Source organism: Janthinobacterium glycogeni (assembly GCF_051380725.1).
GTDB lineage: Bacteria > Pseudomonadota > Gammaproteobacteria > Burkholderiales > Burkholderiaceae_D > Janthinobacterium.
On record NZ_JBNYXP010000006.1, the window covers coordinates 262,326 to 273,679 of the forward strand.

The window sequence follows — 11,354 nt, forward strand, 5'->3', positions numbered from 1 at the left end:
ACCCCATGGTAGAACTGCCCCGCATATCTGACCAATCACTTATTTGACATCATTGATACCGGTTCGGATATGTCAAACGCATCGATATCCTGCACGCCCAGACGGTAGGCAAGGTTGAAACGCCTCAGCTGTCCCGGCTGCAATTGCAAGCCCTGCGCCAGCAGGGAAAAACAGCGCGCATCGGAATACAGATGGCAACTGTCCTGGGTGCTGAAAAAACGCAGGACCCGCCCCGAAGCGGGGTCGGCAACCCGCGCTGCCTCGCGCAGCTGGCCGCTGCCCGTCCAGTAAAAATCATGCCGGAATCCCGGCAAGTTCACCAGCGCGGGCCAGGCCAGGCGCGACGCGAGCGGCGCCGGCTGGCGGAAGTCAAACGCGCTGCCCGCCACGTCGAGCGGAGCGCTGCACGCGTGGCCGCCAGGCCAGTAGCGGTCCGCGGCCAGGCGCAGCACATGGTCGCCCACGGCGGTGCGGCCGCCCTGCAGATTGAACAGGGGCGCGGCAAGCGCAAAACGGGAAACCGCATCGGCCGTGGCGACGCAATCGAGGTGCAGGCTGCCATCGTCGTCAAGCCGGTAGGCCAGGCGCACCGACAGGCCGTCGTGCGACAGGTGCAGCAGCAAGTGGCCGTCGTCCGGCGGCGCGCACTGCCAGACCGTGGACGACCGAGACGCAGGGGGCGCCGCGCCCAGCACGTCGGCCAGGCGGCCATAACGGTCGGGCGCCCACCAGGCACGCACGCTGGCATCGTGCGCGTCGATGGCCACGCGCATGCCGCGCGCATTGCGCAGCAGATGCATCATGGCGCCTGCCCGGGCGCTGGCGGTGGCCGGCTGCGCTGCTGGAATTCGCGCGGCGTGCAACCGAGTTCGCGCTTGAAGACGGCGTGCATATACTGCACCGTGGTAAAGCCGCAACGCACGGCCACCTCGGCCACCTGTCCCGGCCCGCGCGCCAGCAGAGTCTTTGCCGCATCGAGCTTGAAATGCAGGATCTCGTCGTGCACGCTGCGCCCCAGTTCGTGGCGGAAGTGCGCTTCCAGCGAGGAGCGCGACACGCCCACGTAATCGGCCACCTGCTCCGTCTTGATGCCCTGGCAGGCATACTGGCGGATGAAGTGGCGCGCCTGCATCACCTGCGGATGCTGGAAGGGCTGGTGGCGCGTGGAAGCGAGCACGTTCAGGCCCGCCGGCGGCACGAGGATGCGCGTGCCGGACAGGCGCGCGCCGTTGAGCATCTGGTGCAGCAGATGCGCGGCCGTGCGGCCCATTTCCTCGGTGCCCTGGATTACGGAACTCAAGGGAATGCGCGTGAGCATGCGCGCCAGCGGATCGTTATCGATGCCGATCAGGGCCACTTGCTCCGGCACGGCGATCCCCGCATGCATGCACGCTTGCAGCAGCTGGCGCGCGCGCGCGTCGCTCACGGCGATGATGCCGACGGGTTTTTCCAGGCTGTTGAGCCAGGCGATCTGCTGCTCCACCGCCTCGTCCCAAGACGGCGCGCTGGTGGCCACGCCCCGGTACACGTCGGCGCGCATGTGGTCGCGCTCCATCAGGGCGCAAAACGCCTTTTCGCGCTCCTGCGCCCAGCGGTTGACATCGGCCTCGGGCAGGCTGAAACAGGCAAAGCGGCTCAAGCCCGCTTCCACCAGATGTTCATAGGCCAGCTTGACGATCTTGAAATTATCGGTCGCCACGTACGGGATGCCGGCCGGGTAATCGTCTGCGCGCGCATACGAACCGCCCACGGCCACCACGGGCAGGCGGCTGTTTGCCAGCGCCGCGCAGACGGCGGGATCGTCGAAATCGGCGATGATGCCGTCGCCCTGCCAGCGCTCGATGCCCGGCAGGCGGCAGCGGAAATCCTCTTCCAGGAACAGGTCCCACGACACGCGCGTGGTGTTCAGGTAGGCGGCGATGCCCGCGATGATGTCGCGGTCGTAGATCTTGTTCCCGTTGAACAGCAGCGCGATCCGGTGCGCGGTCGGCAGTTTCATGGTGTCTCCTCGCGTGCCAGATCGTTTCACGGTTAACGACGCCCTGCCCGCGTGCTGACATCGACCCACACGGCGAGGGTGAGGATACTGCCTTTCACGATCATCTGCCAGTAGGTGTCCACGTCCAGCATGGACATGCCGTTATCCAGGCTGGCCATCACCAGCGCGCCGATCAGGGCGCCGTACACGGTGCCCGAGCCGCCGCGCATCGAGGTGCCGCCGATGAAGCAGGCGGCGATGGCATCGAGTTCGCTGAAGGTACCGGCCGAGGGTGAACCGGCTGCCAGGCGGCCCGTGTTGATCAGGCCCGCCAGCGCACACATCAGGCCCATGATGCCGAAGATCCACAGCTTGACGGCTTTCACGTTGATGCCGGACAGGCGCGTCGCTTCCATATTGCTGCCGACGGCGTAGATGCGGCGGCCGAACACGGTCTGGCTGGTGATATAGCTGAACAGCCCCAGCAAGGCCAGCAGCAACAGCACGGGCAGCGGGATGCCTTCATAGCCGTTCAGGGTCTGCACGAAGGCGTACAGCACGGCGCCGATGACGGCCAGGCGCAGGCCGTCGGCCCAGGGCGCCGTCTGCGGCAAGCCATGCTGCGCGCGGCTGGCGCGCGCGCGCCACGTCAGGAAAGCGGCCAGCAGGAACAGGCCGATGCCCAGCACGACGCCGGGTACCGCGGGCAGGTAGCCCTGTCCCAGGTAGACCATCGGCTCGGAAACGGGCGCGATCGTGATGCCGCCCGTGATGCCCAGCAGGATGCCGCGGTATGCCAGCATGCCGCCCAGGCCCACGATGAAGGACGGGATGCCCCGGTACGCCGTCAGGTAGCCGTTCAAGAGGCCGATCACCAGGCCGCAGCCGAGCACCGCCATCAGGTTCAGCGCCAGCGGCCAGTGCTGCGTGACGTCCAGCACGGCGGCGATGCCGCCGAGTAGCCCCAGCAGGGAGCCGATCGACAGGTCGATCTCGCCGGCGATAATCACCAGCACCATGCCGCAGGCGAGGATGCCGGTGACGGACATCTGGCGCAGCAGGTTCGACAGGTTGCGCGGGGTGAGGAAACTGCCCTGCGTCTTCCACGAAAAGAAGGCCCAGATCAGCGCCACGGCGATCAACAGGGCCAGCATCTTGTATTGGGTGAACAGCTGTTTGATACTGTGCGGTTTCATGCTGCGGCTTCCTTGTTTGCGGTGTTGACGGCGGGTGCAGGGCGCTGGTCCAGCGCCGCCGCCAGCACGGTTTCCTGGCTCAGGCCATCGTTGATAAAGTCGCCGCGCAGGCGGCCTTCGCCCATCACCAGCACGCGGTCGGACACGCCCAGCACTTCGGCCAGTTCCGACGAGACCATGATGATGGCCACGCCCCGGTCGGCCAGCGCCAGCATCAGTTTGTAGATTTCATATTTGGCGCCCACGTCCACGCCGCGCGTGGGCTCGTCGAGGATCAGCACGCGAGGGCGCGTCAGCAGCATCTTCGCCAGCACGGCCTTTTGCTGGTTGCCGCCCGACAGGCTCGTAATGGGCAGCGACGGGCTGGCCGCCTTCAGTTCCAGCTGGGCGATCTCGCCGCGCACGGCCGTCAGCTCCGCCTCGCCATCGATGCGCGTGGCGCGCGCGAATTGCTCCAGCACAGCCAGGGTGATGTTCTGTCCCACGTCCAGGTCCGGCACGATGCCGTGGTGCTTGCGGTCTTCCGGCACCATGGCCAGGCCCATAGCGATGGCCTTTTGCGGCGACGAAGTATCGATACGGCGGCCATCGAGCCACACTTCGGCCTGGCACGGCCCCAGGTAGGCGCCGAACAGGGCCGAGACAAGCTCCGTGCGCCCCGCCCCCACCAGGCCGGCGATGCCGAGGATCTCGCCCTTGCGCAGGGTGAACGACACATCGTCGACCCGCTTGCGCTGCGGGTTGTCGGCGTCAATGCAAGTCACATGGCGCGCCTCGAACAGCACCTCGCCGATGGCCGCCTTTTTCTCCGGCGCGCGCTGCGGATACAGCTGGCTCATTTCGCGGCCCACCATCTGCGCGATGATGCGCTCGACGTTCATCTGCGCCATCGGCGTGGTGGCGATATGCTTGCCGTCGCGGATGACGACGATGGTGTCGCAGATGGCCGCCACTTCATCGAGCTTGTGCGAAATGTAGATGCAGGTGACGCCCTTGGCCTTCAGCGCGCGCAGGATATCGAGCAGCACGGCGATTTCCGAGGCCGTCAGCGACGACGACGGCTCGTCGAGTATCAGCAGGCGCGCGTTCTTGTTGAGCGCCTTGGCGATTTCCACCAGCTGCTGGTGGCCGCCGCCATAATTCATCACGGGCTGCGCCACGTTCAGTTCGGGAATGTTCAGTTCGCGCAGCAGCTCGTCGGCGCGCTGGTACATGGCCGCGTAATGCATGCGCCCGCCGGGCAGGGTCAGCTCGCGGCCCATGAAGATATTCTCGGCCACGGACAGCTGCGGCACCAGCATCAGCTCCTGGTGGATGATGATGATGCCCGCGTCTTCCGTGTCGCGGATCGATTGCGCGCGCAGGGGCTGGCCATCCCACAGGATGTCGCCATCCCAGGTGCCGTGCGGGTAGACGCCCGACAGCACCTTCATCAGGGTCGACTTGCCGGCGCCATTCTCGCCGCACAGGCCGATGCACTCGCCGGCCCGCACCTGCAGGTCGATGCCGTCGAGCGCGCGGACACCGCCAAACTGTTTGACGATGCCTTTCATTTCAAGCAGATAGTCGGACATGCTCACTCTCGTTGCGGATACGGGGGAAAATGTCGGATTACGCGACGCCAAGGCGTCGCTAATCCGACCTACGGTCGATGCGGATGGCCGACAACACAACCGGCGATTGTCGGATAACGGCCGATGCGGGCAATCGTAGGTCGGCTTAGCGCGCAGCGCGTAAGCCGACATCAAGCGGGTGATCAATTACCCAGCTGCGCCTTGGTATAGAAACCGTCATCGACGAGAATGTTCACGTTCGCCTTGGTCAGCGGCGTTGGCTTCAGCAGCACCGTGCTGACTTTTTTCAGGCCGTTGTCATAGCTGGAGTTGTAGGCCGGCTTTTCATTGCGCGCCAGTTGCACGGCCAGCTTGGCCGCTTCGGCGGCGATGGTTTTCAGGGGTTTGTAGACGGTCATCGACTGCGTGCCGGCGATAACGCGTTTCACCGCCGCCAGATCGGCGTCCTGGCCCGAGACCGGCACCTTGCCGGCCAGCTTTTGCGCGGCCAGGGCCTGGATGGCGCCGCCGGCCGTGCCGTCGTTCGAGGCGACGATGGCGTCGATCTTGTTGCCGTTGGCCGTCAGCGCGTTTTCCACGATGGACAGCGCTTCGGTGGCGCTCCAGTCCTTCACCCACTGCTGGCCGACGATCTTGATGTCGCCCTTGTCGATGAACGGTTTGAGCACCTTCATCTGACCTTCGCGCAGCATCTTGGCGTTGTTGTCGGTCGGCGAGCCGCCCAGCAGGTAGTAATTGCCCTTCGGCTGCAGCTTGGTCACGCCTTCGGCCTGCATCTCGCCCACTTTCTCGTTGTCGAACGAGATATACGCATCGATATCGGCGTTCAGGATCAGGCGGTCATACGACAGCACCTTGATGCCGGCCTTTTTCGCTTCCTTGACGGTGTTGTTGAGGACTGTGGCGTTGAACGGCACGATCACCAGCACGTCCACGCCGCGCGAGATCAGGTTTTCGATCTGCGAAATCTGGCGCTGCTCGCTGGCGTCGGCCGACTGCACGAAGACCTTGGCGCCCTGCTTTTCGGCGGCGGCGATGAAGAAATCGCGGTCGCGCGTCCAGCGCTCCACGCGCAAGTCGTCGATGGAAAAGCCGATCTTCGGGTTTTTCGCATCGGCCAGGGCGGCGCTGCTGCTCAATGCCAGCATGGCGGTCATGATGGCTGCACTGATGATCTTGTTCATTGTGTGTCTCCTTGTGGATTTTATTAACGACGTTTTTTCACTGCGGGTGCTGCTGAAAAATTTTATGTCTGTGGTGGTGTCGGGTTACGCGCGCAGCGCTAACCCGACCTACGTGCTGCGACTGCTAATGGTTGTGGCGCGGCAGGGTCTGGCCCACGGCGCGGTATTTCAGGGCCAGCTCCATGCAGGCGCCCGTTTCCAGCTGGCCCACGCTGGCGCGGTAGAGCTCCTGCCACGGCGTGGCGCTGTCGTTGACGGGCGGCGGCAATTCCTGGGCGCGACGCGCCAGTTCCTGTGCATCGACCAGCATGTCGCACTGCCCCCCGTTCAGGTCCACGCGGATGATGTCGCCCGTGCGCAACAGCGCCAGGCCGCCGCCCACGGCGCTTTCCGGCGACGCGTTCAGGATCGAGGGACTGTCCGAGGTGCCCGACTGGCGCCCGTCGCCCAGGGTCGGCAAGTTCAGAATGCCCGCCTTGAGCAAGGCGTCGGGCGGCTGCATGTTGACCACTTCGGCCGAACCGGGCCAGCCCACGGGACCGGCGCCGCGCATGACCAGCATGCAGCTGTCGTCGATATTGAGCGCCGGGTCGTTGATGCGCGCGTGGTAGTCGTTTGAACCGTCAAAGACAATGGCGCGCGCCTCGAACACGCCCTCGCTGCCGGGACGCGACAGGTAGCGCTCGCGGAAAGCGGGCGAGATCACGCTGGTTTTCATGATGGCGAAGTCGAACAGGTTGCCCTGCAAGGCCATGAAACCGGCCTTTTCCTTCAGCGGCGCGGCAAACGGGCGGATCATCTCGCGGTCCGCGCTTTCGCGCCCGGCCAGGTTCGCCGCCATCGTCTGGCCCGTGACAGTGGGCCGCTCGGCATGCAGCAAACCCGCCTCGAGCAACTCCCACATCACGGCCGGCACGCCGCCGGCGCGGTGGAAACGCTCGCCCAGGTATTTGCCGGCCGGCTGCATATTCAGCAGCAGCGGCACGTCGTAACCGTGCGCCATCCAGTCGCTCGAATACAGTTCCACGCCCGCATGGCGCGCCATGGCCATCAGGTGCGGCTGGGCGTTGGTGGAGCCGCCGATGGCCGCGTTGACGATGATGGCGTCCAGGAAGGCCTCGCGCGTGAGGATGCTTGAAGGACGGACGTCCTCGAACGCCATGCCGACGATGCGGCGTCCCGTTTCATAGGCGATCTGGCCCCGTTCGCGGTATGGCGCGGGGATGGCCGAGCAGCCCGTCAGGGACATGCCCAGCGCTTCGGCCAGCGCATTCATGGTCGATGCCGTGCCCATGGTGTTGCAGTGGCCGGCCGACGGCGCCGAGGCGGCGGCGATCTGCAGGAATTTGTCGTTGTCGATCAAGCCGGCGGACAGCTGGCGGCGGCCCTTCCAGATGGCGGCGCCGGAACCGACCAGTTCGCCGTCCATCCAGCCGTCGAGCATGGGGCCGCCCGACAGCACGATGGCGGGAATGTCCACCGTGGCCGCGGCCATCAATTGCGCCGGCGTGGTCTTGTCGCAGCCCGTCGTCAGCACCACGGCGTCGATCGGATAGCCATGCAGGATCTCCACCAGGCCCAGATACGCCAGGTTGCGGTCCAGCGCGGCCGTGGGACGGCGGCAGTTCTCGAAGATCGGGTGCAGCGGGAATTCCATCGGGATGCCGCCCGCGTCGCGGATGCCGTCGCGCACGCGCTGCGCCAGCTCCAGGTGGATGCGGTTGCAGGGGCTGATATCGCTGCCGCTTTGCGCGATGCCGATGATGGGCCGGCCCGAACGCAGTTCCTCGGCCGTGATGCCGTAGTTCATGAAGCGCTCGAGGTACAGCGCCGTCATGTCGATATGGTCGGGATTGTCGAACCAGTCCTGCGAGCGGAAGCGCCGCGACGGGCGTTGGGCAGGAATGTTCATGCGCCGTACCAGCCTGCGTCGACGTAGTATTCGCGGCCGGCGCACTTGGCCGCATTGTCCGACGCGAGGAACAGCGCCAGCGCCGCCACGTCTTCCGGCTCCACGCGCAGCTGCAGGCATTGACCCTGCAGGATCACGGCTTCCGCTTCCGGCGTATGCCACAGCCGCTCCTGGCGCGGCGTGCGCACGGCGCCGGGAATGATGCAGTTGACGCGGATGCCGTCAACGCCCAGGTCGCGCGCCAGTCCGCGCGTCAGCCCTTCGATGCCGGCTTTGGCCGTCATGTAGATCGACAGATTTGCCTGCGCCAGGTGCCAGGAAATCGAGCCCAGGTTGAGGATCACGCCGCCGCCCTTGGCGCGCATGGCCGGCGCCACTGCCTGGGCGCAGAAATACTGGTGGCGCAGGTTGACGGCCATGCGCTCGTCCCAGTAGGCGGGCGTGACGTCCTGCAGCTGGTGGCGGTCGTCATTGGCCGCGTTGTTGACGAGGATATCCGTGGCGCCCGCGCTGTGCTCGATCTCGGCGAAGGTGGCGGCCAGGGCTGCCAGGTCCGTCAGGTCGCAATAGCGGAAAACGGGCGGCTGCGCCAAGTGCGCCAGCTTTTCCTGCAGCGCCAGCGACGCTTCGCGGGCGATGTCGAGAAAGGTGACGTGGGCGCCCTGGCGCGCGAACGCCTCGACGATGGCCACGCCGATGCCGGTGCCGCCGCCCGTGATGACGACGCGCTGACCTGCCAGGCTGGGATAGATTGCATGTTGCATGGTGTCTCTCTTTTAAAAAAATCGGATCAAAGCAAGCCGCGTTGGCCCAGGTTCTGGTACAGGGCGCGCACGCCGAACGTCCAGGGGGCGATCGCATCGCAGCGCTGCACGTCGTTGACCAGCGCGCCCAGCGCGGCGCTGGCAATCGTCACGCGGTCGCCCAGGTGGTGCGTGAAGCCGCCGCCCTGTGCGTCGCGGTCCTTCACGGGCGAGAACATGGTCCCCAGGAACAGCATGAAGCCGTCCGGATACTGGTGGTACTGGCCTGCCGTCTGGCGCACCAGGTCGAGCGGGTCGCGGCTGATCTCGCGCATGAAGCTGGCGCCTTCGAGGACAAAGCCGTCTTCCGCGCCCTCGATCAGCAGCGACACTTCCGCCTGGCGCACGGTGTCGAGCGTGAAGTGGTCGTCGAACAGGCGGATGAAGGGGCCGATCGCGCAGGAACCGTTGTTATCCTTGGCCTTGCCCAGCAACAGGGCGCTGCGCCCTTCGATGTCGCGCAGGTTGACGTCGTTGCCCAAGGTCGCTCCCAGCACCTCGCCGCGGCTGTTGACGGCCAGGACGATCTCGGGCTCCGGGTTGTTCCAGGCGGACGATGGCAGCAAGCCCACCTGCGCGCCGCAGCCCACCGACGACATGGGCTGCGCCTTGGTGAACACTTCCGCATCGGGGCCGATGCCCACTTCCATGTATTGCGACCAGGCGCCGCGCTGCTGCAGCTGCTGTTTCAGGCGCTGCGCCGCCTCCGAGCCGGGTTTTAAGGCGGACAAGTCGCCGCCCAGGGTCGTTTGCAGGGCGGTGCGCAGGCTCGCCGCGCGCGCCGCGTCGCCGCCCGCCTGTTCCTCGATCACCCGTTCGAGCAGGCTGACGGCGAAGGTCACGCCGCAGGCCTTGACGGCCTGCAGGTCGCACGGCGCCAGCAGCAATGGCTCGCCGGCAGGCGCGGCCAGCGCCTGCTCCAGCAGCGCCTGCACGGGGCCGAGGGCGATACCGGGCGCATGGCGGGCGATATCGAGCGCATCGCCGCGTTCGAACAGCTCGGCCACGGTCGCCACCGTCTGCGTGATGTCGACCACCTCGCCGCCACGCACGGCGACGACGCAAGGGCCGTCACGCCAGATGCGGCCGATGAGGAGGGCCTGCGCCAGGTCGGCAGGCAACAGGGAGGCGGGGGAAATCGGCTGCATGGCAAGCTTTCAAAAGGTCATGTCGGGATGGCTGGGCTTCAAGTCCGGACCGATTCTGCGCGCCGCCCTGTGTCGCCGCAATTACGAAAATCACCAAATTGAATGATGATTATTGGTATTGCAACGCACCAAAAAAAGCCGCCGCCCGGCCCCCGTTTCCACCCTGTCCGCAGGCGGGAAGGGGCGGCATGGCGCATTGCATCAATTGACCCATCGATATCGTTTTGGATATCGGCTATGCGAAAAAAGTGATTGGTGAGGGATGGATGGACAAACTAGTATCAGCCGTGGCCTGCAATCGGCCATCCGCACGGAGCCCGCCCACTGGGACGACGGCCCTGGCACATTCAACTATCGAAGACGGTGGAGACCTGAAATGAAAACAACAATGAAAATGCTGACCGCGAGCCTGGCGCTGGCCATCTCCGGCATGGCGGTAATGCCTTTGGCAAGCGCCGCCGACAAGGGCGCGATCGGCATCTCGATGCCGACCAAGTCGTCCATGCGCTGGATCGCCGACGGCGACAACATGGTCAAGGTATTCAAGGAGCGCGGCTACAAGACGGACTTGCAGTTTGCCGACGACGATATCCCGAACCAGCTGGCGCAGGTGGAAAACATGATCACCAAGGGCGCCAAGGTGCTGGTGATCGCCGCCATCGACGGCACCACCTTGTCGAACGTGCTGCAAAAGGCGGCCGACAAGGGCATCAAGGTCATCTCGTATGACCGTCTGATCCGCGGCACGAAAAACATCGATTACTACGCCACCTTCGACAACTTCCAGGTCGGCGTGCTGCAGGCGGGTTACATCGAATCGGCGCTGAAACTCAAGGAAGGCAAGGGCCCGTTCAATATCGAGCTGTTCGGCGGCTCGGCCGACGACAACAACGCGCACTTCTTCTACAACGGCGCGCTGTCGGTGCTGAAACCGTACATCGACAGCGGCAAGCTGGTGGTGCGCTCGAAGCAGATGGGCATGGAAAAGGTCGCCACCCTGCGCTGGGACGGCGCCGTCGCCCAGGCGCGCATGGACAACCTGCTCAGCGCCTACTACGGCAATGCGAGAGTCGACGCGGTGCTGTCGCCGTATGACGGCTTGAGCATCGGCATCCTGTCCTCGCTCAAGGGCGTCGGCTACGGCACGCCAAAACAGCCGTTCCCCGTCGTGACGGGCCAGGATGCGGAAATCCCATCGGTGAAATCGATCATCCGCGGCGAACAGGCATCGACCGTGTTCAAGGACACGCGCGAACTGGCCAAGGTGACGGCAAACATGGTCGACGCCATGATGTCGGGCAAAGTCCCGACCGTCAACGACACGAAGACCTATAACAACGGCGTGAAGGTCGTGCCGTCCTACCTGCTCAAACCGGTCACCGTCGACAAGGCGAACTGGAAGCAGGTGCTCGTCACCGGCAGCGGCTACTACACGGAAGCGCAAGTGAAATAAGCATCGACGGTACTGAAGGCCCGGCGCTGCCGGGCCTTTCGCTTCATGCACGATCAAGAACAAGACTGCCGCACGACCGGCGCCGACCAGCGCGGCCGTGCCAGAG

The 11,354-nt window shown here is 65.2% G+C and carries 9 protein-coding genes; 1 reads left to right on the top strand and 8 read right to left on the bottom strand.

Features of this window, described 5'->3' with window-relative positions:
• Nucleotides 1–35 precede the first annotated feature (35 nt).
• From ACQ4W4_RS16305 to ACQ4W4_RS16340, 8 genes are all read right to left on the bottom strand, one after another.
• Nucleotides 36–803: an aldose epimerase family protein gene (locus ACQ4W4_RS16305; RefSeq protein WP_436542871.1), complete on the bottom strand. Its 768-nt coding sequence runs from the start codon at nucleotides 801–803 to the stop codon at nucleotides 36–38.
• Nucleotides 800–1,999, bottom strand: coding sequence for a XylR family transcriptional regulator (locus tag ACQ4W4_RS16310; RefSeq protein WP_436542872.1), 1,200 nt, complete (start codon nucleotides 1,997–1,999; stop codon nucleotides 800–802). The genes ACQ4W4_RS16305 and ACQ4W4_RS16310 overlap by 4 nt, the downstream gene beginning before the upstream one ends.
• A 32-nt stretch (nucleotides 2,000–2,031) precedes the next feature.
• The gene (locus tag ACQ4W4_RS16315; protein ID WP_077398401.1) at nucleotides 2,032–3,174 is read right to left on the bottom strand and encodes a sugar ABC transporter permease; all 1,143 of its coding nucleotides are present in this window, start codon (nucleotides 3,172–3,174) and stop codon (nucleotides 2,032–2,034) included.
• On the bottom strand, nucleotides 3,171–4,748 hold the full coding sequence (gene xylG, locus ACQ4W4_RS16320; RefSeq protein WP_436542873.1) for a D-xylose ABC transporter ATP-binding protein: 1,578 nt from the start codon (nucleotides 4,746–4,748) through the stop codon (nucleotides 3,171–3,173). The genes ACQ4W4_RS16315 and xylG overlap by 4 nt, the downstream gene beginning before the upstream one ends.
• 182 nt (nucleotides 4,749–4,930) lie before the next feature.
• Nucleotides 4,931–5,905: a D-xylose ABC transporter substrate-binding protein gene (gene xylF / locus ACQ4W4_RS16325; protein ID WP_099377905.1), complete on the bottom strand. Its 975-nt coding sequence runs from the start codon at nucleotides 5,903–5,905 to the stop codon at nucleotides 4,931–4,933.
• Nucleotides 5,906–6,056: 151 nt separating this feature from the next.
• Nucleotides 6,057–7,844, bottom strand: a complete 1,788-nt coding sequence (locus tag ACQ4W4_RS16330; RefSeq protein WP_436542874.1) for an IlvD/Edd family dehydratase — start codon at nucleotides 7,842–7,844, stop codon at nucleotides 6,057–6,059.
• Nucleotides 7,841–8,608 (bottom strand): D-xylose 1-dehydrogenase, encoded by a 768-nt coding sequence (gene xylB / locus ACQ4W4_RS16335; protein WP_436542875.1) that lies wholly within the window; start codon nucleotides 8,606–8,608, stop codon nucleotides 7,841–7,843. The genes ACQ4W4_RS16330 and xylB overlap by 4 nt, the downstream gene beginning before the upstream one ends.
• Nucleotides 8,609–8,634: 26 nt before the next feature.
• The gene (locus ACQ4W4_RS16340) at nucleotides 8,635–9,795 is read right to left on the bottom strand and encodes a fumarylacetoacetate hydrolase family protein (protein WP_436542876.1); all 1,161 of its coding nucleotides are present in this window, start codon (nucleotides 9,793–9,795) and stop codon (nucleotides 8,635–8,637) included.
• A 430-nt stretch (nucleotides 9,796–10,225) separates the two neighbouring features.
• Here ACQ4W4_RS16340 and chvE point away from each other — a divergent pair, with 430 nt between their 5' ends.
• Entirely contained in the window at nucleotides 10,226–11,248 is a 1,023-nt protein-coding gene (chvE, locus tag ACQ4W4_RS16345) for a multiple monosaccharide ABC transporter substrate-binding protein (RefSeq protein WP_436543010.1), read from the top strand.
• Nucleotides 11,249–11,354: the final 106 nt, after the last annotated feature.

Bases quoted from the DNA above. Each gene is read 5' to 3' on its own strand.
- ACQ4W4_RS16340 (WP_436542876.1), bottom strand. From the start codon at position 9,795: ATGCAGCCGATTTCCCCCGCCTCCCTGTTGCCTGCCGACCTGGCGCAG.
- xylG (WP_436542873.1), bottom strand. From the start codon at position 4,748: ATGTCCGACTATCTGCTTGAAATGAAAGGCATCGTCAAACAGTTTGGC.
- xylB (WP_436542875.1), bottom strand. From the start codon at position 8,608: ATGCAACATGCAATCTATCCCAGCCTGGCAGGTCAGCGCGTCGTCATC.
- ACQ4W4_RS16315 (WP_077398401.1), bottom strand. From the start codon at position 3,174: ATGAAACCGCACAGTATCAAACAGCTGTTCACCCAATACAAGATGCTG.
- ACQ4W4_RS16310 (WP_436542872.1), bottom strand. From the start codon at position 1,999: ATGAAACTGCCGACCGCGCACCGGATCGCGCTGCTGTTCAACGGGAAC.
- chvE (WP_436543010.1), top strand. From the start codon at position 10,226: ATGGCGGTAATGCCTTTGGCAAGCGCCGCCGACAAGGGCGCGATCGGC.
- xylF (WP_099377905.1), bottom strand. From the start codon at position 5,905: ATGACCGCCATGCTGGCATTGAGCAGCAGCGCCGCCCTGGCCGATGCG.
- ACQ4W4_RS16330 (WP_436542874.1), bottom strand. From the start codon at position 7,844: ATGAACATTCCTGCCCAACGCCCGTCGCGGCGCTTCCGCTCGCAGGAC.
- ACQ4W4_RS16305 (WP_436542871.1), bottom strand. From the start codon at position 803: ATGATGCATCTGCTGCGCAATGCGCGCGGCATGCGCGTGGCCATCGAC.